This is a genomic window from Halomonas sp. SL1 (assembly GCF_003030865.2).
In the GTDB taxonomy this organism is placed as follows: Bacteria; Pseudomonadota; Gammaproteobacteria; order Pseudomonadales; family Halomonadaceae; genus Halomonas; species Halomonas halophila.
The window spans coordinates 170,858-191,642 of sequence record NZ_PYUQ02000012.1; the positions used below are offsets into that span (position 1 = coordinate 170,858).

A 20,785-nucleotide genomic window follows, 5' to 3' on the forward strand; every position below is an offset into this window, starting at 1 on the left:
AGGAGACAGTGATGTCGGACCCCGTGGTCAGCTTCGACGAACTCCCCACGCGCGGCGGCGGCCGGATCGGCGTGGCGACCCTCAATGCGCCCAAGGCGCTGAATGCGCTGTCGCTGGAGATGATCCGGCTGCTGGAAGACAGGCTGGAGGCCTGGGCGCTGGATGAGCGGGTGGTGGCGGTGTGGCTGGAAGGCACCGGCGGCAAGGCCTTCTGTGCCGGCGGCGACGTGGTGGCGCTGTATCGCTCGCTGGCCGATGACGAAGCCCGTGACGAGACCTTCGCCACGCGCTACTTCACCGCCGAGTACCGGCTGGATCACCGCATCCACACCTATCCCAAGCCGCTGCTGGTGTGGGGTGACGGCATCGTCATGGGCGGCGGCCTGGGGCTGCTGGCCGGCGGCTTCCAGCGTGTGGTCACCGAGACCACTCTGATCGCCATGCCCGAGATCACCATCGGGCTCTACCCGGACATCGGCGCGAGCTGGTTCCTCAATCGCATGCCGCCCGGCATCGGCGCCTACCTGGGGCTGACCGGCGCCCAGCTCAACGCCCGCGATGCCCTGGACCTGGGGCTGGCCGATCGCTTCGTGCCCCGCGAGCGCCGCGATGACCTGCTCGCTGCCCTGGCCGAGGCCGATCATGGCGATCACTCCCCGGCGGCTTGCCGGTTGGCCGTGGAAGGCGTGCTCGACCGCTTCGAGGCTCGCGAGCAGGCGCCGGAGGGGCAGGTCTGGCCGCGGCGTGATCATCTGCAGTCGCTGGTCGGCGAGACGAGTGCCGCCGATGCCGTGGCGCGCATTCTTGCCGACGACCGCGACGATGCGTGGCTCACGGCCAATCGCGCGCGCCTCGCTGCCGGCTGCCCGCTGACCGCGCACCTGGTATGGCGGATGCTCGAGCGGCATCGCCATACCGGGCTGGCCGACGCTTTCCGCGACGAGCTCGGGCTCTCGGTGCAATGTTGCCAGCGCGGCGATCTGGCCGAGGGCGTGCGCGCGCTGCTGGTCGACAAGGACAAGTCACCCCGCTGGTCCCATGCCGACGTGGCCAGCGTGCCCGAGGCAGACCTCCAGGCGATGCTGGCCTCGCCGTGGTCGAGTGAAGCGCATCCGCTGAGAGATCTTGGGGTGGGTCAGCGTATCGGTTAATGGCGTCTGGAGACGCCCAGTGCAGGTTTATCCCATTAGAACAAGACAAGGAGCCACGCCATGAACATCGCCTTTATCGGACTCGGCAACATGGGATCGCCCATGGCCGCCAACCTGCTGAGCGCGGGGCACGACGTCTGCGTCTTCGACCTGGTCGAGGCCGCCATGGCGGACCTCGAGGGGCAGGGGGCCAGGCGCGCCGACAGCGCCGAGGCGGCCTGTCGCGACGCCGAGGTGGTCATTTCCATGCTGCCGGCGGGCGCCCACGTGCTCGGCCTTTATCTGGGCCGCGACGGGGCGCCCGGGTTGCTCGATGCGCTGACGCACAAGCCGCTGGTGATCGATGCCTCGACCATCTCGCCGGACGATACGTGCCGGGTCGGCGCAGCGGCCGCCGAGCGCGGGCTGACCTATCTGGACGCGCCGGTCTCCGGCGGCATCGGCGGCGCCAAGGCTGGGACGCTGACCTTCATCGTCGGTGGGAAGGAGGCGGGATTCGAGCAGGCCCGGCCGGTGCTCGAGGCCATGGGCAAGAACATCTTTCACGCCGGCGAGGTCGGCGCCGGTCAGGTCGCCAAGATCTGCAACAACATGCTGCTCGGCATCCTGATGAGCGGCACCGCCGAGGCGCTGGCGCTGGGGGTGAAGAACGGGCTCGATCCGGCGGTGCTGTCCGAGATCATGAAGCAGAGCAGCGGCGGCAACTGGGCGCTCAACGTCTACAACCCCTGGCCGGGGGTGATGGAGGGCTCGGCGGCGTCGCGCGACTATCAGGGCGGCTTCCTGACCGACCTGATGGCCAAGGACCTGGGGCTGGCCTGGGAGCTGGCGCTCAAGACCCGGGCCAGCGTGCCCATGGGCTCCCAGGCGCGCAACCTGTTCGCGCTGCACAGCGCCCAGGGCAGCGGCCAGCTCGATTTCTCCAGCATCCAGTGGCTGTATCGGGCGGGAGAGTAGCCTCCGCTAGATCCGCTTGGTCACTTCACTTGGCCACACCACTTGGGGTCAGACCCCTCACCGTTTACCCGTGATGCAGCTCTTCCCCGCCGTCGGAGAACGACGGCGGGGTATTGGCGCTGACGATCACGCATTCCTCGTCGCCGACGTTGCGAAAGCGGTGGGGCAGCCGTGAATCGAAGTAGTAGCCATCCCCGGCCGACAGCTCCTCCACCTCGCCGTTGACGGTGATCTCGATCCGTCCAGAGATCACCACGCCGCCTTCCTCGCCCTCGTGTTCCAGCATTTCCTCGCCGCTGTCGGCCCCGGGCGGATAGCGTTCGTGGAGCACCGACATGCGTCGATCCGGGCGGCGTGCGGCCACCAGACGCCACGACAGCTGGCCGTCGCCGATCTCGGTGAGTTCCGACGCCTTGTAGAAGGGCCGGGGATGGCTGGTCTCCTCGCCGGCGAAGAAGGTGCTGATCGACACCGGCAGGGCATCGAGGATCTTCTTCAGCGAGCTCACCGAAGGGCTGACGCTGTTCTGCTCGATCAGCGAGATGCTGCTGTTGGTCACCTGGGCGCGCTTGGCGAGCTCGCGCTGGGAGAGCCCTTTCTCCTTGCGCAGCTGGCGCAGCCTTGCGCCGACATTGAAGCCTTCATCCATCGTGGTCTTTCGCGGCCGGGCCGCGATCCTGTTGCTGGTTGGGGCGTGGAAAATAATTGACGAATGATACCCTCTCCCCGTGCCGGCGATAAGTCGGCATTCCCCCACGGGTCGGTTTCGGAACGCAAGTTGACCCTATGGTCATGGCACCCGCCGCGACGCTGAGGCATCATGACGCGATATGCAGAACGTCTGGACGGAGCCTGTTCGTGATCGATCGTGATGCGCTCACCGGCCTGGTACTGGCCGGCGGGCAGGGGCGTCGCATGGGGGGATGCGACAAGGGCCTCGAGGCCTTCGCGGGTCGCCCCCTGATCGCCCATGCCGTCGCGCCGCTGGTCGGGCGCGTGGCGGAGCTCCTGATCAGCGCCAACCGCCATCCCGAGGCCTACGCCCGGTGGGCCGATCGGGTCGTCGCCGACGTCGAGGCGGGCTACATGGGCCCGCTGATGGGCCTCTACAGCGGGCTGCGGGCGGCTGCCACCGACTGGGTGGTGTTGGTGCCCTGCGATTGCCCGGCGCTGCCGGACGATCTGGTGGCGCGGCTCATCGCGGGCCGAGGCGACGCCGATATCGCCGTGGCCCACGACGGCGAGCGGCTGCATCCGGTCGTGGCGCTGATCCGACGCGACCTGGTCGACGACCTGGGCGAGGCCCTCGCCGTCGGCGAGCGCAAGGTGGAGCGCTGGTTCGCTCGCCATGCCTGGTGCGCCGTCGACCTGTCGGACCGTGCCGACGCCTTCGCCAACCTCAATACCCTGGATGACAAGCGGCGCATGGAAAGGCGCCGCAGGGAGACGCCGCGCCCATGAGCGATATACCCATCGGGGCCGTACCCCTGGAGGCCGACCTGCCGCTGCTGGGCATCGCCGCCTGGAGCGGCACCGGCAAGACGACCCTGCTGGAGCGACTGCTGCCCGCGCTGCGCCAGCGCGGCCTGCGCGTGGCGGTGATCAAGCACGCCCATCATGCCTTCGACGTGGACCAGCCGGGCAAGGACAGCCATCGCCTGCGCCAGGCCGGCGCCGAGCCCATCCTGGTGGCGTCCTGCGCCCGGGTCGCGCTGATGATGGAGACCCCCGATCGCGAAGAGGCCGATCTCGCCGAGCTGATCGAGATGGTGCGCCCCCAGCGGCCGGACCTGGTGCTGGTGGAAGGCTTCAAGGCCTGGCCGTTGCCCAAGCTCGAGCTCTACCGCGAGGCGGTGGGCAAGCCGTTGCGCGCGGCCGGGGACGGCTGGATCGTGGCGGTGGCCAGCGACGGGGCGCCTGAGTTGCCCGACGACGTCGAGCGGCTGGACCTGAACGATCTCGACGGCCTTGCCGACTGGGTCGCCGACTGGCCCACGCGCTGGGCCGGTCGGCGTGGCCCGCGAGGCGAGGGCACGGCATCATGACGCTGTCCTGTTTCGACCTCGACGAACGGACCCTGTCGCCGGACGAGGCTCGAGAGGCCCTGCTGGGCCTGGTGTCCGGCCCGCTGCCCGCCGAATCGGTGTCCCTCGGTGCCCTGCACGGCCGGGTGTTGGCCGCCGCGCTGGACTCTCCCATCGACGTGCCTCAGAACACCAATGCCGCCATGGACGGTATCGCCCTGGCGTGGACATCCGGCGAGGGGACGTCGCGCTGGCATCGGGTCGGCGAGGTGCTGGCGGGGCGCCGGCGCGAGACGCCGCTTGGTCCCGGGGAATGCGTGACCATCACCACCGGGGCACCGCTACCGCCGGGCGCCGATACCGTGATCATGGGCGAACAGCTGAACGCGTACGGCGATGCCGTCGAGGTCGAGCGCCCCGAGACCGTTCGCCTGGGCCAGAACGTGCGCCAGGCCGGCGAGGATATCGCCCGCGGCCAGCGGGCGCTGGCCGCCGGTACCCGGTTGGGGGCGGCCGAACTGGGCCTGCTGGCCTCGCTGGGATTCGCCGAGGCGGCCGTTCATCGTCGGCCACGGGTGGCGATCTTCTCCACCGGCGACGAGGTCACCGCCCCGGGCGAGCCGCTGCCCGCGGCCGGCATCCATGATGCCAATCGTTTCTCGCTGGCCGGCCTGCTGACGGAACACGGTGCCGAGGTCATCGACCTGGGCATCCTGGGCGACGATCGCGACGCCCTGGTCGCGTCCCTCGACGGCGCCGCCCGCCACGCCGACCTGGTGCTGACCAGCGGCGGCGTGTCGGCAGGGCAGGCCGACTACACGCGCCAGGCGCTGGAGTCGGTCGGTCGGCTGGCCTTCTGGCGCATCGCCCTTCGCCCCGGCCGGCCGCTGGCCTGCGGCACGCTCGGCGAGCGCGAGGTGCCGTTCATCGGGCTGCCCGGCAATCCGGTGGCGGCGATGGTCACCTGCCTGCAGTTCGTGGCGCCGCTGCTGAAGCGGCTGCAGGGGCGTCACGATCTCGCCCCCCGGCGCGACACCGCCCTGGCCGAGGTCGCGCTGACAGGCCGCGTCGGTCGCACCGACTTCCTGCGTGCCACCTGCCGCAGCGACGCCGAGGGGCGGCGCTGGGTGCGGCCCACCGGTGCCCAGGGCTCCGGTATCCTGTCTTCCATGGTGGCCGCCGACTGCCTGATCGAGATCGACGCGGCCCGCGCCGCGGTCGAGCCCGGCGAGCCGGTGGTCATCCAACCCCTTTTCCGACTGACATGAGGCGCCCTTCATGAGCCTGACTCACCTCAACGCCCGCGGCGAAGCCCACATGGTCGATGTCGGCGACAAGGCCGAGAGCCGTCGCGAGGCGCGTGCCTCCGGGACGATCCGCATGCGTCCCGAGACCCTGGCGCTGCTGGCCGATGGCGACCTGCCCAAGGGCGACGTGCTGGCCACGGCGCGTATCGCCGGCATCCAGGCCGCCAAGCGCACCCACGAGCTGATACCGCTGTGCCATTCGCTGGCGCTGTCCAAGGTGAGCGTGGACTTCGAACTCGACGAGGCCAATGCCAGCGTCCACGTTTCCGCCACTTGCCGGCTCAACGGTCGTACCGGCGTCGAGATGGAGGCGCTGACCGCCGTGTCCGTGGCCTGCCTGACCCTCTACGATATGTGCAAGGCGGTGGACAAGACGATGGAGATCGGCGAGATCCGCCTGGAGGCCAAGACTGGCGGCAAGTCCGGTGATTACGCCCGAGAGGCCGAGGCCGACGAGGTGCCCATCGTGACCGGGGAGGGCGAGGCCGGTGAGGTCTCGCTGGGCGCGCGCTGCGCCGCCGGCGAGCCCTGTATCCTGGTCAAGTGCCTGGCCGAACTCCGCGAACGACTGGGCGTCGGCGAGGTGTCGCTGCCCTTCGACGCGCTCGAACGAGCCGACGTGGGCGGGCTCAAGGCCGCCCTCAAGGCCATGGACAAACGCTTCGCCGGCCTCGAGGAAGGGCGCGTGCTGTGCGCCGTGAATCAGGTCATGGCGGGCAATGCGACGCCGCTGACCGCCGAGGACGAAGTGGCCTTCTTTCCCCCGGTGACCGGAGGCTGACCATGTCACGTGTGCGAGTACAACAACAGGCCTTCGACGCCGGCGAGGAACAGCGCCGGTTGATCGAGACGCGCACCGATATCGGCGCCGTGGTCGCCTTTACCGGCCTGGTGCGTGACTTCAACGAACGCCCGGACGTGCAGGCACTGAGCCTGGAGCATTATCCGGGTATGACCGAAGCCGCCCTCGAGGCGATCGTCGACGAGGCCGAATCTCGCTGGCCTCTGCAGGGCATGCGGGTCATTCATCGTGTCGGCCGTCTTGGGCCCGGGGATCCCATCGTGCTGGTGGTGGTCGCCAGCGCCCATCGGCGGGCGGCCTTCGAGGCCTGCGATTTCATCATGGATTATCTCAAGACCCGTGCTCCCTTCTGGAAGAAGGAGCACACCGCCAGCGGTGACTACTGGGTGGCCGAGCGCCAGACCGATCATCGCGATGCCAAGCGCTGGGAGGTGTCATCATGACCGATGAGCTCATCGACGACTTCGGTAGACGCGTGCGCTACGTGCGCATCTCGGTCACCGATCGCTGTGATTTTCGCTGCGTCTATTGCATGAGCGAGGAGATGACCTTCCTGCCGCGAGCCCAGGTGCTGACCCTCGAAGAGCTGACGCTGGTGGCCCGGGCTTTCACCGAGCTCGGGGTGGAAAAGGTTCGCCTGACCGGCGGCGAGCCGCTGGTCAGGCGCGACATCGACCGTCTGGTGGAGGACATCGGTGCACTGCCGGGGCTCAAGGACTTCGCCATGACCACCAACGGTGCGAGCCTGCCCAAGTATGCCCGTCGCCTGCGCGAGGGCGGCCTCGAGCGGCTCAACATCAGCATCGACTCCCTGGACCCCGAGCGTTTCCGGCGGCTGACGCGCACCGGCGATCTGCAACGAGTCATCGACGGCATCCGCGCCGCCAAGGCGGCCGGCTTCGAGCGGATCAAGCTCAATGCGGTCATCCTCAAGGGCCGCAACGACGACGAGGTCATCGATCTGGTGGACTTCGCGCGCCGTGAGGGGCTCGATATCAGCTTCATCGAGGAGATGCCGCTGGGCGAGGTCTCGGACCATGGGCGCGAGGAGACCTTCTGCTCCAGCGACGAAGTGCAGGCGCTGGTCGAGACACGCCATACGCTGCTGCCGACCACCGAGTCGACGCTCGGGCCGTCGCGCTACTTCCGCATGCCCGACAGCGATACTCGGGTGGGCTTCATCTCGCCGCACAGCCACAACTTCTGCTCCAGCTGCAATCGGGTTCGCGTCACCGCGGAAGGCCGGCTGCTGCTGTGTCTCGGCAACGAGCATTCGGTGGACCTGCGGGCCGTGGTACGCCGCCATCCCGGCGATATCGAGGCCCTCAAGGCCGCCATCGTGGCGGCCATGCCGCTCAAGCCCGAGCGCCATCATTTCACCACCGATGGCGATGTGCAGGTGGTGCGCTTCATGAACATGACCGGCGGCTAGTCATTGCCTTTCGGCGCCGGGCCGGAGAATCGTCTATTGCCCCGGTGCCGTTTTCCTGCTTGCTAATCCCCTTGCTTTTTTCTCTTCGCGGTTCACGGTTTCGTCTACTTTCCCGGCGACTATTCCCGAGCACCGGCCCTCGGCTTTTCTTGCCAAAAACGCTGTTGAGCATATACTTTTAATGGTATCGGCCGAATGTGGCCGACCATCAACCTGCGTCCTGGAGGGGGCAATGTCCGAGCAGACCCTGGAGCGTATCGCGCGCAACAAGAACGTGGCCCGTGCGGCGGCCCGCCAACTCAGCATGGAGCAACTCCATAAGCTGGCCGAAGTGATTGGTGAAGTCATCGAACAGAAGAATGACGAGGAGCGTCAGCGCCAGGAAGAGGAAGCAGAAAAGGCTCGCAAGCTCGCCGAAATCCGCGAGCAGATCAACGAGGCGGGCCTTTCCGTCGAGGATCTCGTGCCGGAACAGCCCCAGCGCAAACGCGGCCGTCCGCCGAAGAAGGCCGCCGACAAGGCGTAAATTCAGCGCTGAGTGACAAGAAAACCCCGAAGGTTTGGCCTTCGGGGTTTTTCTTTTGTGGCGAATCTATCTTGGGAGCGGGCTCCGGTATCTGCCGGCCGCACAGTCTCAGCCCGACACTTCCGCTTCGGCCGCGAGTATCTGCAGATGGATCTCGGGCATTCGGCGCATGTGGTCGCCGAACCAGGCGAGCATGCGTGGCCGCAGGGCGAGGCGCAGGTCGGCCAGGGATTCCACCTGGATGTCGTCCAGGCAATCGTCGAGCCAGTCGATGAAGGCGTCTTCGTCCAGCGGGCTCGTCTCGCTGGCATCGAGCAGCAGGCGTCCGATGCGGGTCCAGCCCTGTTCGGTGGCCATCACCGTGAGCGCCAGGTGCAGCTGGCCCTGGCCATGCCGGGCCTCTCCGCCGCCGAGGCCGGGCAGTCGGGCGACCTCGTCCTGATGGATGATGCGCGGCGTCTGGGCATGGCGAGTCTCCAGGTGGAGGCCCTCGCCGTCCAGGCGAATCATGTCGCCGTTGCGCGGGATCAGCGGCGCCGCAATGCCGAGCGACTGCGCCAGGCTCTGGTGGGCCTGCTGGTGGCGGGGTTCACCGTGCACCGGCAGCAGATGGCGGGGGCGCGTCCAGCCGTAGAAGGTGGTCAGTTCATCCTGGGCCGGGTGGCCGGAGGCATGCAGCTCCGCGTGGTTGCTCTCGTCGAGCAGCGACACGCCGAGATGTCTCAGGCCGCGCTTGAGACGCTCGATCAGGCGTTCGTTACCGGGAATCGCCTTGGAGGAGAAGATCACGCTGTCGCCGGCTTCCAGCTCGACGTGTGGGTGTCGACCGCGGGCCAGGCGCGACAGTGCCGCGCGGGGCTCGCCCTGGCTGCCGGTGGCGATCACCAGTACCTCCTCGGGGGGCAGGTAGCCCATGTCGGAAATCGGCACCAGCGGTGGCATGTCATCCAGATAGCCGAGACCACGCGCCACGCCGACCATGCGTTCCATGGAGCGCCCCATCAGTGCGACACGCCTACCACAGCGCGCGGCGGCGCGACCGATGGCCAGCACCCGGGCCAGATTGCTGGCGAAGCAGCTGACCACCACGCGTCCCCGGCAGCCTTCGATGGCCTGAGCCAGGGCATCGGCGACCTCACCCTCGCTGCGGGAGTGGCCGGGTAACGGCGCATTGGTGGAGTCGCCCACCACCAGGTCGACCGGCGCCAGGGCGCGGTACAGTTCGGCCTCGACGGCGGGGCCGATCAGCGGTTCGGGATCGAGCTTCCAGTCGCCGGTATGCAGCACACGATGCGAGCCCGCGGTGATCAGCAGGGCGCAGCTTTCGGGAATCGAGTGGGTCAGCGGAAGGTAGCGCAGGCCGAAGGGGCCGACGCTCAACGCCTCGCCGGGCTCGATGACGTGAATCGCCGACTGCGACAGGCCGCGCTCGGCGAACTTGGCGCGCAGCAGCCCCGCGGCCAGCGGCGTGGCGTGGATCGGGCAACCCCATTGCGGCCACAACCAGGCCGCCGCACCGATATGGTCCTCGTGCCCGTGAGTGATGATCAGTGCTTCGGGGGCGATGCCCAGGGTGTCCAGGGTGGCAAGGTCCGGCACCTGCAGCGGGCTGTCCGGCAGGTCCTGGCGGATCATCATGCCACAGTCCACGGCGATCCAGCGGTCCTCGTGCTCCTTCTCTGCGTATCCGTAGAGATTGAGATTCATGCCGATCTCGCCGCAGCCACCCAGCGGCAGGAAATGCAGGGGCGGGCGGCGGCGGGGGCGGATCTGGACGCGGGGTTGTGGCATCAAGGGAACGTCGACGGAAAATGTGACGATCACTATACGGGATGGTGGCGCGGCGTCACAACGCGCCTCGTCAGGTGACGAAGGTCTGACTCGACGGACAGGATTTCGCTACAATGGGGGATTGTTCGATTCATCCAAACTACGGTCTTTCGATGTCACACTATTACCGTCTCGTGGTTTCCTGCCCCGACAATCTGGGGATCGTCTCGCGTGTTTCCAGCTTCATAGCCGGGCAGGGCGGTTCCATCACCGAGGCCAGCCAGCACTCCGACCTGGAGTCCGGGCGCTTCTTCATGCGCTACGTGATCCTCGCCGATTCCATCGGCATGTCCGCCGAGTCGCTGCGCGATGCCTTTGCGCCGATCGCCGACGAATTCGAGATGGACTGGTCGCTGACCGATACCCAGCAACGCCAGCGGGTAGTGCTGATGGTCTCCCGCGAGAGCCACTGCCTGGTGGACCTGCTCTATCGCTGGACCGCCAACGAGCTGGACTGCGACATCGCCGCGGTCATCTCGAACCATGAGGACATGCGTTCGCTGGTGGAGTGGCACGGCATTCCCTATCACCACGTACCGGTCGACCCTGCCGACAAGTCGGTCGCCTTCGCCGAGGTGCAGCGCCTGATCGACGAGAGTCGGGCCGACAGCATCGTGTTGGCGCGTTACATGCAGATCCTGCCGCCGAGCCTTTGCGAGCGCTACGCCGGCCGGGTGATCAACATCCATCACAGCTTCCTGCCGTCCTTCGCCGGGGCCAAGCCCTATCATCAGGCCTATCGGCGCGGCGTGAAGCTGATCGGTGCCACCTGCCACTACGTGACTCAGGAACTGGATGCCGGCCCGATCATCGAGCAGGACATCCATCGAGTCAGTCACTGCCACACGCCCAATGACCTGGTGCGCTTCGGCCGCGACGTCGAGAAGACGGTGCTGGCTCGAGGGCTGCGCTGGCATCTCGAGGATCGCGTGCTGGTGCATGGCAACAAGACGGTGGTGTTCGCCTGAATCGACCGGGCGCCGGAGCTATCGCCGGCGCCCGGTCGCTCACGCCCCGAGAGAGTGGCAGTACCGCCCGAGCGTCTTGTGACTTATCGGGCATCGTCGATTGTTTCCAGGCGTAACAAAATGTTCTTGCATGGAAACTTTAATCCGATAAGGCGTCGTTCCTGCCACGTGATGTGACGATGCGTCGCTGCCCGTTTTGGCATAATGGTAGGCGATTTCTGCCTGGCTACGACTTCCCATGACCATGACGGCTACTCCCGTGGCGCGTTCGGCTCGCCTGATCCGCCGACAGATGCTTCGCCATAATCGTTTCTTCGGATTGCACCAGCTCTGGTTCGGCCTGTTGCTGACGCCGGTGATGACCTATGGTCTGGCGCTTTTCTTCGATCCGACCGGCTGGTGGCTCCTCGGGGTCGGGCTGCTGGGTGCTCTGGTGCTGGTCGAGCTGATGTTCCTGCCGCGGCGCGTGGTGATCCATCGCCTGTCGGCCAAGGAAAGCTATGACGAACGGGTCCGAGAGGCCCTGCGTCATGGTGTGTCGTTGCAGGAGGTCAAGGTGGTGGATCGAGAGGAGACGCCGTGAAAGGCGACCCATGGCTCTACCCAGGTTGGGGTCAGACCCTTAAGTCCGCTTTGGAACTCTGTTCCAAAGCGGACTTAAGGGTCTGACCCCGTAGCGACTGACGGCTTCCAGCACACTTAAGGGGCTGACCCGGAGGCAGTCTTAAAACGCCAGCGTCAGCTGCTGGCGGGCGGCCTCGGGCTGTAGCCTGACGCCCACGCCCAGCAGTCGCACCGGGCGCGAGGCCCGGGCCCAGGCCTGTTCCAGCAGGCGATGATAGCTGTCGCGGTCGATGGCCTGGCCGCGGCTCTCCAGGGTGGTCAGGCTGAAGTCATCGAAGCGCACCTTCACGAACAGCCCGGCGATCGCCGGCTCCCCGTGGCGAGCCACCCGCAGGGCCAGCTTGTCGCACAGCGGTGCCAGCGCCTCCTGGGCGCTCGGCAGGTCTGGCAGGTCGCGGTCGAAGGTGGTCTCCACGCTGATCGATTTCCGCTCCCGCTCCACCTTGACCGGACGCTCGTCGATACCTCTGGCCAGCTCGAACAGCCGCTGGCCGAACTTGCCGAACTCCTCCAGCAGCCGTTCCCGCGGCAGGCGGCGCAGGTCCGCGCAGGTGGCCACGTCCAGCGCCTCCAGGCGGGCCCGGGTGGCGGGTCCTACCCCGTGCAGCTTGCCGACGGGCAGGCTCGCCACGAAGGCCTCGACACGGTCCGGCGGAATCACCGTCAGCCCGTCCGGTTTCTCCCAGTCACTGGCCACCTTGGCCAGGAACTTGGACGGAGCGGCACCCACCGAGACGGTGATGCCGGTGCGCGTCAGGCACTCCTGCTTGATCCACTGGGCCATCCAGGTGGCGCTGCCCTGGAAGCCCTCGACGTCGGTGACATCCAGATAGGCTTCGTCCAGCGACAGCGGCTCGACCAGCGGCGTGAGCTCATAGAACACGGCCTGAATCTGCCGGGAGACCTCGCGGTACTTGTCGAAGTCGCCCGGCAGCAGGGTGAGGTGAGGGCAGAGTCTCAGGGCCTGGGCCGTGGGCATCGCCGAATGGATGCCGAAGGCCCGGGCCGGATAGTTGCAGGTGGCGATGACCCCGCGATGTTCGCGCGAGCGGCCGATAGCGATGGGAATATCGCGCAGGCTCGGGTCGTCGCGCATCTCGACGGCGGCGTAGAAGCAGTCGCAGTCGGCGTGCAGGATCTTGCGCGTCAAAGCTTTTACCTCATCACTAGAGCGCTTTCTGAGCGCAGTCCAGAGCTAGGCCCGTTCCCTACGGGCCAACGCACTTCCCACATCCTTGTGGGTCGCAAGGCAAAGCTCGACGAGAGGCGGACCGGGCTCGCGCGCGAGTTGACGAGCCGTTCAATGAGCATACCGAGGAGAGCTTTAACGCCGTATGGACAAGCTCGGGAAGTGCCTAACCTAAAGCCTGGCCGTTGCCGCCGCGGATGACCCCTACACCGATGCCCTCGATCTCGAAGGCGTCATGGCGCAGGTCGACCTCGATGGGATCGAAGTCGGTATTCTCCGCCTCGAGACGTACCTTGTGGCCCTGGCGGTGGAAGCGCTTGACCGTCACCTCGTCTTCCAGGCGTGCGACCACGATCTGGCCGTCGCGGATGCGCTCCGTACGATGCACGGCAAGCAAGTCGCCTTCCATGATGCCCACATCCTTCATCGACAGGCCGCGTACCCGCAGCAGGTAGTCGGCCTTCGGGGTGAAGTATTCCGGGGGCAGCGGGCAGTAGCGGTCGATGTGCTCGGCGGCCAGGATCGGGCTGCCGGCGGCGACCTCACCGATGATCGGCAGACCCTGGCTCTGGCTCGGCTCCTCACCCGCAGCGCCCTCCGTGACCTCGGCTTCCTGGGCCGGCAGGCGAATGCCGCGGGATGTGCCACGGATGACACGGATGACACCCTTGCGCTCCAGGGCGCGCAGGTGTTCCTCGGCGGCATTGGGCGACTTGAAGCCCAGGGCGCGTGAGATCTCCGCTCGGGTCGGCGGATAGCCCAGCTCGTTCATGGTCTTGACGATGAAGTCATAGACGTTCTGCTGGCGTGACGTGAGGGGGCGAGTCATGCGGCCTCCGGAGCGGATGGAATGCGATTATTGATCAAGTATACAGCATGGCCATTCATCCAGTAAAAGTCTCGTGATGCCTCGCTGGCGTGGGCGCTGGCTCGCCATGCCGCCGCCGGCCCGATGCGTATCAAGCGTATGACGGTTGACCTCGAGGCCCTTGGCGCTGCACTCTCATGGAACATGGACAGTTTGAAACATGCGTTTCCTCACGCCTGAGACCACATAATACCGGATCGACTCGATGGCCCAGCCCGATACCGTCACTCGCATTCTCGATACCGCCGAGGTGTTGTTCGCCGAGCGCGGCTTTGCCGAGACCTCGTTGCGCAACATCACCAGCAAGGCCAAGGTGAACCTGGCCGCGGTCAACTATCACTTCGGTTCCAAGAAGTCGCTGATTCAGGCGGTGTTCGCCCGCTACCTGGACCCTTTTACCGAACGCTTCCATCGTGCGCTGGACGAGCTCGAGGCGCGGCACGCTCGTGATGGCAGCCGGATTCCGCTCGAGGAGCTGCTGGAGACCATGGCTCGCACGGTGCTCGAGGTGCCGGCCGAGCGCGACAGCCTGAAGGTATTCATGCGTCTGCTGGGATTGGCCTACAGCCAGGCCCAGGGGCATCTGCGCGGCTATATCCAGTCGCAGTACGGTGACGCCTTCAATCGGTTCATCGAGCTGGTACGGCTGGCCACGCCGGAGCTGCCCGACGCAGAACGCTTCTGGCGGCTGCACTTCATCCTCGGCTCGGTGATCTTCACGCTGTCCGGCCTGGATGCACTGCGCGACATCGCCGAGCACGACTACGGCGAGCGAGTCTCCGTTCACGAGCTGGTGCAGAAGCTGCGGCCGGTGGTGGTGGCAGCCATGCAGGCGCCGTTGCCGGAATAGCGCCGAGCTAATTCAATTCGGGATCAGACGATTAATTGACTTCTCCCATCTTGGGGTCAGACCCTTAAGTTTCCTTAGGCGCGAAGCGCCTAAGGAAACTTAAGGGTCTGACCCCGTTCAGGTGGGCCGCCGACGAGCACGCCCAGCACTTAAGGGTCTGACCCCGTTCAGGTGGCAGGTTAAATCACACTCCCCAGCTCGAAGATCGGCAGGTACATCGAGATCACCAGGCCGCCCACCAGCACGCCCAGCACCACGATGATGAACGGTTCGAGCAGCGAGGTGAGGGCGTCGACCTTGTTGTCGACCTCTTCCTCGTAGTAGTCCGCCACCCGGTTGAGCATGGCGTCCAGGGCGCCGGCTTCCTCGCCGATGCCGACCATCTGCACCGCCAGCGGCGGGAACTGCTCGGTCAGGCGCATGGCGAAGTGCAGCTGCTGGCCGGTGGCGACGTCGTCGCGGATCTGTTCCACCGCGCGCTCGTAGACCTTGTTGCCGGAGGCGCCGGCAGCGGTCTGCAGCGCCTCCACCAGCGGCACCCCGGCGCCGAAGGTGGTGGCCAGGGTGCGTGAGTAGCGGGCCACGCAGGACTTGTCGAGGATGTCGCCGATCACCGGGATGCGCAGCGCCAGGGCATGCATGCGGTAGGCGAAGGCCTCGGAGCGCTTGATGCCGGCGCGGATCAGGACGATGGCCGCGACTACCGCACCCAGCGCCCACGGCCAGTACTGCTGGGCCAGTTCGGAGAGCTGGATGGTCATGCGCGTCATCGCCGGCAGTTCGGCGCCGAAGCCGTGGAACAGGCTCTCGAACTGCGGCACCACCTTGATCAGCAGGATCGCGGTGACGCCGATGCCCACCGTGACCACCGCCGCCGGATACCACAGCGCCTTCTTTACCCGACCCTTGAGCGATTCCACCTTTTCCTTGTAGGTGGCCACCCGTTCGAGCATGCGATCCAGCGAGCCGGACTGCTCACCGGCTTCCACCAGATTGCAGAACAGCCGGTCGAAGTAGAGCGGGTGACGCCTCAGTGTCTCGGAGAAGCTGGCGCCGGCGGCCACCTCGTTCATCAGCTCCTGCACCAGGGCGCGCATGGCCGGCTTCTTCATGCTCTCGGCGACCACCTGGAAGGCCTGCAGGGCCGGCACGCCGGCGCGGATCATGGTGGCCATCTGGCGAGCGAACAGCATGATGTCGCGCGGCTTCACCTTGCCCATGCCGTTGCCGATGCCGCTCTTGCGGCGGATGGTCTTGACGATGATGTTCTGGCCGGAGAGTTCCTTCTCGACCTCGACGCGGCTCCTGGCGATGATCTCGCCGCTGACCTTGCGCCCCTGGGGCCCCTTGCCGGACCAGCGCCAGCGATACAGCTTGAGCTTCTGGGCCTTGTTCAGGCTGGCGGTTGCCATGGTGTGTTCCCCGCGTTGCGAATGTTTCTAGTCCTTGGTGACCCGGTTGACTTCGGCCAGGCTGGTCATGCCCTGCATGACCTTGAACAGGCCGCTGCGACGGAGGTCCGGGTGGCCCTCCTCGCGTGCCTGGGTGTCGAAGTCCATGGCGTTGCCATGGGTCATGATCAGCTGGCTCATGGCCTCACTGATCGGCACCACCTCGTAGATGCCGACCCGGCCCTTGAAGCCCTGGGTGCAGTGCTGGCATCCCACCGGTTCGTAGATGGTGGCGCTTTGTACTTCTTCCTCGCTGAAGCCCTGAGCCAGCAGCGCCTCGTGCGGGATGTCGGCGGGCTGCTTGCAGTCAGGGCACAGCCGCCGGGCCAGGCGCTGAGCGATGATCAGGCTCACGGAGCTGGCGATATTGAACGGTGCCACGCCCATGTTGGCAAGCCGGGTCAGGGTCTCGGCCGCGGAGTTGGTATGCACGGTGGACAGCACCAGGTGCCCGGTCTGGGACGCCTTGACCGCGATTTCGGCGGTTTCCAGGTCGCGGATCTCGCCGACCATCACCACGTCCGGGTCCTGGCGCAGAAAGGCACGCAGGGCGCTGGCGAAGTCCAGCCCGATCTTGGGCAGCACGTTGACCTGGTTGACGCCGGGGACCTTGATTTCCACCGGGTCCTCGGCGGTGCAGATGTTGCGTTCGATCTCGTTGAGAATATTGATCCCGCTGTAGAGCGTGACCGTCTTGCCACTGCCGGTGGGGCCGGTGACCAGGATCATGCCCTGGGGATGATCCAGCACGTCTTCGTACATGGTGCGCTGCTCGGGCGTGAAGCCGAGCTGTTCGATGCCCATCTGGGCCGAGCCGGGGTCGAGGATCCGCAGCACCAGCTTCTCGCCGTAGACCGTGGGCAGCGAGTTGACGCGGAAGTCGATGGAGCGGCTCGACGAGACCTTGAGCTTGATGGCGCCGTCCTGGGGCAGGCGGCGCTCGGAGATGTCCAGCCGGGCCATCACCTTGAGGCGCGCGGCGATGCGGCTGCGCATGGCGAAGGGCGGATGGGCCACGTCGTGCAGGATGCCGTCGATGCGGAAGCGCACCCGGTAACTGGTTTCGTAGGGCTCGAAGTGAATGTCCGAGGCGCCCCGGCGGATGGCATCGAGCAGGATCTTGTTGACGAACTTGACGATCGGCGCGTCGTCGCCGGCGGTCGCCGCTGCCTGCTGTTCGTCGCTGGCATCGACGGCGCCCTCGTCGAACTGCAGCTCGCCCACGGCGTCATCGACGTTCGACAGCTCGTCGAGCATCGAGGATTCGCTGCGCGCCAGATAGGCCTCCAGCACCGGGCCGAGCTGGTCGACAGGGGCCAGGATGCCTTCCAGCGTCAGGCCGGTGGCGAACTGCAGCTCGTCGAGCTGGGCCAGGGTGCTGGGGTAGGGCACCGCCACCGTGAGTCGGTGCCCTCGGCGATGCAGCGGCAGCACGCCGAGTTTGCGCAGCAGCCTGTCGGGGTAGTCGGCGGCGTCCGGCAGGCTTTCCAGTCGCAGCGCATCCAGATCGATGATCGGCAGGCCATATTCCCAGGCGGCCGTGAGCGTCGCGGAGCGGGCCTGGACGAGGCCCGTGGTGATCACGTGCTCCAGCAGCGAGGTCTCGGCATCCCGGGCTTCCTGCTCGGCACGCTGTGCTGCCGCTTCGGCCAGCAGGCCCTCCGCGACCAGCCGGTGCGCCAGTCCGCGCATGCCGCGGGCGCGGCCGGCGCCAGAAGACGGCTCCTGGGAAGAGGTCTGATGTTCGGTGGCGGGAGGGCGATAGTCGTTCATGAGGCTCCGGGGGACTGCCTGGTCGCCGTGGGCGAGCGGCGGGCCGACATCGTGAAAGGGCTTGAAGCCGATTCTAGTCGTTTCGTGTGGTCAGCGACCATAGCTGTCAGCAGTCCGTCATTCCCAAATAGTGGCTTCATGTATAAGATAATAGCATGAGTGAATTCTGATATATTAGGAAGTACGAGTACGAGAAGCTTGCAGGGCGACTGGCTGTAACTTAATGTAAGCGCCAAGACGGCGAGCTGTCGTCGTGCGAGAGGCGGGCACCGGCTCGCGTGACCTGAATCGAACGAGGGGTGTAGGTAATGGCAACACAGGGCATGAAACGAGGCATTCGGAGCGCTCAGGGCGGCTTTACCCTGATCGAGCTGCTGGTGGTTGTGGCGATTATCGGGATTCTGTCGGCGGTTGCGATTCCCCAGTTTAATCAATATCGAGAAGGTGCTGCTGAAAAGGCTTGCTCAATTGAGGCTAAGTCTTATGCTAATTCACTCGCAGCAGCAATTTACGATGAGGTAGATTCCAGTGAATTGCCAAGCTTCCCCAGTGGTGACACGGCATGTGATTATGGCAATGTGAATGAGCCCACAAGCATTGATGGAGAATTCACTGTTACACCAGCGTCCAATGCTAGCGATGCATCGATTACTGTTACAATTGCGACAAGTAATGTGGAGGTTTCAAGCTAAGGGATCTGGTCGCGCATAGATTCTAATTAATGGAAACGGCCGGCTCTTGCCGGCCGTTTTCTGTTAGGTTGAACGGAAGGATCGTGGATGAGCCACGATTAACGGCTGCGATAGCAAGGTGTCGTGAGCGCATTGAGATGCGTCTTCGATCAAGGATAACGATATGACAAGGACGCCTGCCGCGGCTTTTCTGCCACTTGCCGTGATCCTTTTCTGCTTGGCGGCAGGCGTCTTCCTGCCCTGGCAGCTATGGTCGCTGCCGCCCTATGACCTTCAGCGCGCCTTTCAGGGCGGAGCGCTGGCATGGCTGGTGGCGGTCGGTGGCTTTCAGGCCCGCCGGCCGCTTTACTGCTCCCTGGCGGCTGCCGCGTTTGCTCAGCGACTGGTGTCGGCCACCGTGGCGCTTCTGATGCTGTTGGCGGCAGCTCTCTCGCCGTTTCCCGGCATCGGGTTGCTGGAGCTGAGTTATCTGCTGGCACTGGGCGTTTCAGTAGCCGTGCTGGCGATCCATGCCGCCAGGCTCACGACGCTGTGCTGGATGTTGACGGGCGGGCTGCTGGCGCTGTTCATGCTGGCTTACGGGGTCTTTGCCATCGATCATGTCCGTGTGGCCTGGGCCGTGGCCGATCGCCATGACTTCGGGCCGGGGTTCGCCAATGTGCGTTTCTTCGCCGATGTGGCGGTGGGCGTGATGCCACTCTCACTGCTGTATGTCGTATCCCGTCAGGCGCCTTCCCGGGTCGCGGCGATGCTGTGTCTGGCACCGTTGACGGTTTGGTGGTGGCTGTTGTGGGTGTCCGAGAGCCGAGGGGCGCTACTGGGATTGGTCGTCGCCGGCCCGTGTGCGCTATGGCTGCTGGGACGTGGCGCCCGCTGGCCGGTCGGCCTGTTGGCGATCTCCGGTGTTATGGGCTTGCTGGGCTGGTGGTATCTGAACCCGCTTGGAGGCGCCGGCGACAGCGCTATCTTCGTTCGTGACATTACCTCGGGTAGCGGTCGACTGGCGCTGTGGCGGGATGCGCTTGCCTATTCGGTTGAGCACTTCCCGCTGGGCCTTGGCCCTATGGGGTTTGCCGCAGATGGCCACTTGCGTTCCGCTCATGTGCATAACCTGCTGCTCAATACCGCAGCGGAGTGGGGACTGCCGTTGGCGCTATTGTGGCTGGCGCTGATGCTGCTGGGCTGCCGAGCACTGATTCGAAAGGCGCGTGACATGCCCGAGAGCAGCAAGCCGGTATTTGCCTGTCTGGTGATGGCGTTCGTCGGCATGATGGTGAATGTTCAGGTGGCCGGAGCGCAGGTCGTGCCATTGAGTGCGTTGGTGATGGTGCTGGTCACGGGGCTGGTGTTCGGCTATCGCCCGGGCTCCGGCGCGAGCTCAGCCCCTCGCGCCAAGGCGCCTGTGCCCATCGGCGCGACGTTGGCATGGGCGGCGTCGGTGCTGATGATCATCTACCTGTTGATTGCTGGATTGGCGTTATATCGGCTGGCGGTGGATTCGACACCCGAATGTTTTCGAGAGCTTGGAAGGGCGTACTTATACCCGCGCTTCTGGTCGCAGGGACGCCAGGAGTGCATGCAGCTTGTCGCCCCTGAGCACTGGCTGTTCCGGCAATGAGTAGAGGCATCTCCGCAATGTTGTCGTCGCGGTCGGCATCTTCGCTGGTGATGGCAATCTGGATGCCGCCATGGGGTCAGACCCCTGGCGGCGGCGATATAGCGAGTGAAGTACCCAGTGACAGGCCCGGTGGCTTGGCCGGGGTCCGACCCCATGGAGACCCTCTTTAAACGGCCGTCGTCCACCCGATGTTCTACCCCGACAGCACCGTGGGCGGCCACAGCGCGATCTGCGGCCATACGCTGATGATCAGCGCGGCCAGGCACATCAGCAGGAAGAAGGGGGCGGCGGCCAGTGCCACACGGCCGATACTTTCGCCGGTCAGGCCCTGAAGCACGAACAGGTTGAAGCCCACCGGCGGGGTGATCCAGGTTTGGGGTCAGATCCCTAAGTAAATTGAGGGGTCTGACCCCTAAGCTGGTCTAAAGGCTTGCCGCGACGGGTCTGCTGTCGGATCTCGTCGAGCAGTCCAGCGGGAAGGTCGGTATCGAAGAGGTGGCGATAGCGCTCGCAGCGATGTTCAGGTCGGCAGGCGAGGTCGTGATAGGCGGCGTGGGCAGCAAATGCACGTGATTGGTCATCAGCACATAGGCATGAATCTCAACCTCGCAGATATGGCGAACCTCATCGAGCATGGCGAGGTATTGCATGGCATCACGGCGATGAACGAAACAGGCGCCGCGGTTGTTGCCGCGATGGATCACGTGCACGGGCGTTTCGGGC

At 65.8% G+C, this 20,785-nt stretch carries 22 protein-coding genes; 14 read left to right on the forward strand and 8 right to left on the reverse strand.

All coding sequences use genetic code 11. From position 1 onward, the window contains the following. Window positions 1-11: 11 nt before the first annotated feature. Both C9J49_RS07080 and mmsB read left to right on the forward strand, forming a co-directional pair. Complete coding sequence (locus C9J49_RS07080; protein WP_107181792.1) at window positions 12-1,151, forward strand: enoyl-CoA hydratase/isomerase family protein; 1,140 nt, start codon at window positions 12-14, stop codon at window positions 1,149-1,151. A 60-nt stretch (window positions 1,152-1,211) separates the two neighbouring features. Beyond that, a complete protein-coding gene (mmsB, locus tag C9J49_RS07085) occupies window positions 1,212-2,108 on the forward strand; it encodes a 3-hydroxyisobutyrate dehydrogenase (protein ID WP_107181793.1) in 897 nt (298 codons plus the stop codon). A gap of 64 nt (window positions 2,109-2,172) precedes the next feature. On the opposite strand, the gene C9J49_RS07090 is transcribed toward mmsB, so the two are convergent. Continuing rightward, window positions 2,173-2,757 (reverse strand): cupin domain-containing protein, encoded by a 585-nt coding sequence (locus C9J49_RS07090; RefSeq protein WP_035593518.1) that lies wholly within the window; start codon window positions 2,755-2,757, stop codon window positions 2,173-2,175. Window positions 2,758-2,966: 209 nt separating this feature from the next. Here C9J49_RS07090 and mobA point away from each other — a divergent pair, with 209 nt between their 5' ends. From mobA to C9J49_RS07125, 7 genes are all read left to right on the forward strand, one after another. Continuing rightward, the gene (gene mobA / locus C9J49_RS07095; protein ID WP_258393804.1) at window positions 2,967-3,569 is read left to right on the forward strand and encodes a molybdenum cofactor guanylyltransferase MobA; all 603 of its coding nucleotides are present in this window, start codon (window positions 2,967-2,969) and stop codon (window positions 3,567-3,569) included. Beyond that, window positions 3,566-4,153: a molybdopterin-guanine dinucleotide biosynthesis protein B gene (mobB, locus tag C9J49_RS07100; protein WP_107181794.1), complete on the forward strand. Its 588-nt coding sequence runs from the start codon at window positions 3,566-3,568 to the stop codon at window positions 4,151-4,153. Before mobA ends, mobB begins: the two co-directional genes overlap by 4 nt. Then, window positions 4,150-5,400: a gephyrin-like molybdotransferase Glp gene (gene glp, locus C9J49_RS07105; protein ID WP_107181795.1), complete on the forward strand. Its 1,251-nt coding sequence runs from the start codon at window positions 4,150-4,152 to the stop codon at window positions 5,398-5,400. The genes mobB and glp overlap by 4 nt, the downstream gene beginning before the upstream one ends. Window positions 5,401-5,410: 10 nt before the next feature. After that, window positions 5,411-6,220, forward strand: coding sequence for a cyclic pyranopterin monophosphate synthase MoaC (gene moaC, locus C9J49_RS07110; RefSeq protein WP_046078545.1), 810 nt, complete (start codon window positions 5,411-5,413; stop codon window positions 6,218-6,220). Between the two features lie 2 nt (window positions 6,221-6,222). Then, window positions 6,223-6,684 (forward strand): molybdopterin synthase catalytic subunit MoaE, encoded by a 462-nt coding sequence (gene moaE, locus C9J49_RS07115; protein ID WP_046078546.1) that lies wholly within the window; start codon window positions 6,223-6,225, stop codon window positions 6,682-6,684. Continuing rightward, entirely contained in the window at window positions 6,681-7,673 is a 993-nt protein-coding gene (moaA, locus tag C9J49_RS07120) for a GTP 3',8-cyclase MoaA (protein ID WP_046078547.1), read from the forward strand. Before moaE ends, moaA begins: the two co-directional genes overlap by 4 nt. Before the next feature lie 232 nt (window positions 7,674-7,905). After that, window positions 7,906-8,199: an H-NS family nucleoid-associated regulatory protein gene (locus C9J49_RS07125; protein WP_035593505.1), complete on the forward strand. Its 294-nt coding sequence runs from the start codon at window positions 7,906-7,908 to the stop codon at window positions 8,197-8,199. 108 nt (window positions 8,200-8,307) lie between these two features. On the opposite strand, the gene C9J49_RS07130 is transcribed toward C9J49_RS07125, so the two are convergent. Next, window positions 8,308-9,906: a ribonuclease J gene (locus C9J49_RS07130; protein WP_107181928.1), complete on the reverse strand. Its 1,599-nt coding sequence runs from the start codon at window positions 9,904-9,906 to the stop codon at window positions 8,308-8,310. Window positions 9,907-10,142: 236 nt separating this feature from the next. Here C9J49_RS07130 and purU point away from each other — a divergent pair, with 236 nt between their 5' ends. Both purU and C9J49_RS07140 read left to right on the forward strand, forming a co-directional pair. Next, complete coding sequence (gene purU, locus C9J49_RS07135) at window positions 10,143-10,997, forward strand: formyltetrahydrofolate deformylase (protein WP_035593503.1); 855 nt, start codon at window positions 10,143-10,145, stop codon at window positions 10,995-10,997. A 238-nt stretch (window positions 10,998-11,235) separates the two neighbouring features. Next, window positions 11,236-11,580, forward strand: coding sequence for a hypothetical protein (locus C9J49_RS07140; protein WP_046078549.1), 345 nt, complete (start codon window positions 11,236-11,238; stop codon window positions 11,578-11,580). 141 nt (window positions 11,581-11,721) lie between these two features. Here the strand turns inward: C9J49_RS07140 and dinB are convergent, their stop codons facing one another. Then, window positions 11,722-12,771 carry a DNA polymerase IV gene (gene dinB, locus C9J49_RS07145; protein ID WP_107181796.1) on the reverse strand — a complete coding sequence of 350 codons (1,050 nt, stop codon included), beginning with the start codon at window positions 12,769-12,771 and terminating at the stop codon, window positions 11,722-11,724. A gap of 205 nt (window positions 12,772-12,976) precedes the next feature. After that, window positions 12,977-13,639 carry a transcriptional repressor LexA gene (lexA, locus tag C9J49_RS07150; protein WP_046078550.1) on the reverse strand — a complete coding sequence of 221 codons (663 nt, stop codon included), beginning with the start codon at window positions 13,637-13,639 and terminating at the stop codon, window positions 12,977-12,979. A 244-nt stretch (window positions 13,640-13,883) separates the two neighbouring features. On the opposite strand from lexA, the gene C9J49_RS07155 reads away from it, so the two are divergent. Next, a complete protein-coding gene (locus tag C9J49_RS07155; protein ID WP_046078551.1) occupies window positions 13,884-14,528 on the forward strand; it encodes a TetR/AcrR family transcriptional regulator in 645 nt (214 codons plus the stop codon). A 179-nt stretch (window positions 14,529-14,707) separates the two neighbouring features. Here the strand turns inward: C9J49_RS07155 and C9J49_RS07160 are convergent, their stop codons facing one another. Both C9J49_RS07160 and pilB read right to left on the reverse strand, forming a co-directional pair. Beyond that, window positions 14,708-15,940, reverse strand: a complete 1,233-nt coding sequence (locus C9J49_RS07160; protein WP_107181797.1) for a type II secretion system F family protein — start codon at window positions 15,938-15,940, stop codon at window positions 14,708-14,710. A 27-nt stretch (window positions 15,941-15,967) separates the two neighbouring features. Next, on the reverse strand, window positions 15,968-17,752 hold the full coding sequence (pilB, locus tag C9J49_RS07165) for a type IV-A pilus assembly ATPase PilB (RefSeq protein ID WP_107181798.1): 1,785 nt from the start codon (window positions 17,750-17,752) through the stop codon (window positions 15,968-15,970). Window positions 17,753-18,060: 308 nt separating this feature from the next. Between pilB and C9J49_RS17410 the strand changes: the two genes are divergently transcribed. Continuing rightward, window positions 18,061-18,444, forward strand: a complete 384-nt coding sequence (locus tag C9J49_RS17410) for a prepilin-type N-terminal cleavage/methylation domain-containing protein (protein WP_309250818.1) — start codon at window positions 18,061-18,063, stop codon at window positions 18,442-18,444. Between the two features lie 163 nt (window positions 18,445-18,607). Beyond that, window positions 18,608-20,062: an O-antigen ligase gene (locus C9J49_RS07175; protein ID WP_107181799.1), complete on the forward strand. Its 1,455-nt coding sequence runs from the start codon at window positions 18,608-18,610 to the stop codon at window positions 20,060-20,062. A gap of 193 nt (window positions 20,063-20,255) precedes the next feature. Here C9J49_RS07175 and C9J49_RS07180 read toward each other — a convergent pair whose 3' ends face one another. Both C9J49_RS07180 and C9J49_RS17240 read right to left on the reverse strand, forming a co-directional pair. Next, complete coding sequence (locus tag C9J49_RS07180) at window positions 20,256-20,417, reverse strand: hypothetical protein (protein ID WP_237022376.1); 162 nt, start codon at window positions 20,415-20,417, stop codon at window positions 20,256-20,258. A 67-nt stretch (window positions 20,418-20,484) separates the two neighbouring features. Beyond that, window positions 20,485-20,772, reverse strand: coding sequence for a transposase (locus C9J49_RS17240; protein ID WP_202020712.1), 288 nt, complete (start codon window positions 20,770-20,772; stop codon window positions 20,485-20,487). Window positions 20,773-20,785: the final 13 nt, after the last annotated feature.

Bases quoted from the DNA above. Each gene is read 5' to 3' on its own strand.
- purU (WP_035593503.1), top strand. From the start codon at position 10,143: ATGTCACACTATTACCGTCTCGTGGTTTCCTGCCCCGACAATCTGGGG.
- moaA (WP_046078547.1), top strand. From the start codon at position 6,681: ATGACCGATGAGCTCATCGACGACTTCGGTAGACGCGTGCGCTACGTG.
- C9J49_RS07130 (WP_107181928.1), bottom strand. From the start codon at position 9,906: ATGAATCTCAATCTCTACGGATACGCAGAGAAGGAGCACGAGGACCGC.
- C9J49_RS07160 (WP_107181797.1), bottom strand. From the start codon at position 15,940: ATGGCAACCGCCAGCCTGAACAAGGCCCAGAAGCTCAAGCTGTATCGC.
- C9J49_RS07125 (WP_035593505.1), top strand. From the start codon at position 7,906: ATGTCCGAGCAGACCCTGGAGCGTATCGCGCGCAACAAGAACGTGGCC.
- mobB (WP_107181794.1), top strand. From the start codon at position 3,566: ATGAGCGATATACCCATCGGGGCCGTACCCCTGGAGGCCGACCTGCCG.
- C9J49_RS07155 (WP_046078551.1), top strand. From the start codon at position 13,884: ATGGCCCAGCCCGATACCGTCACTCGCATTCTCGATACCGCCGAGGTG.
- mmsB (WP_107181793.1), top strand. From the start codon at position 1,212: ATGAACATCGCCTTTATCGGACTCGGCAACATGGGATCGCCCATGGCC.
- C9J49_RS07090 (WP_035593518.1), bottom strand. From the start codon at position 2,757: ATGGATGAAGGCTTCAATGTCGGCGCAAGGCTGCGCCAGCTGCGCAAG.
- moaC (WP_046078545.1), top strand. From the start codon at position 5,411: ATGAGCCTGACTCACCTCAACGCCCGCGGCGAAGCCCACATGGTCGAT.
- glp (WP_107181795.1), top strand. From the start codon at position 4,150: ATGACGCTGTCCTGTTTCGACCTCGACGAACGGACCCTGTCGCCGGAC.
- pilB (WP_107181798.1), bottom strand. From the start codon at position 17,752: ATGAACGACTATCGCCCTCCCGCCACCGAACATCAGACCTCTTCCCAG.
- C9J49_RS07175 (WP_107181799.1), top strand. From the start codon at position 18,608: ATGACAAGGACGCCTGCCGCGGCTTTTCTGCCACTTGCCGTGATCCTT.
- C9J49_RS07140 (WP_046078549.1), top strand. From the start codon at position 11,236: ATGACCATGACGGCTACTCCCGTGGCGCGTTCGGCTCGCCTGATCCGC.
- C9J49_RS07080 (WP_107181792.1), top strand. From the start codon at position 12: ATGTCGGACCCCGTGGTCAGCTTCGACGAACTCCCCACGCGCGGCGGC.
- moaE (WP_046078546.1), top strand. From the start codon at position 6,223: ATGTCACGTGTGCGAGTACAACAACAGGCCTTCGACGCCGGCGAGGAA.
- lexA (WP_046078550.1), bottom strand. From the start codon at position 13,639: ATGACTCGCCCCCTCACGTCACGCCAGCAGAACGTCTATGACTTCATC.
- C9J49_RS17410 (WP_309250818.1), top strand. From the start codon at position 18,061: ATGGCAACACAGGGCATGAAACGAGGCATTCGGAGCGCTCAGGGCGGC.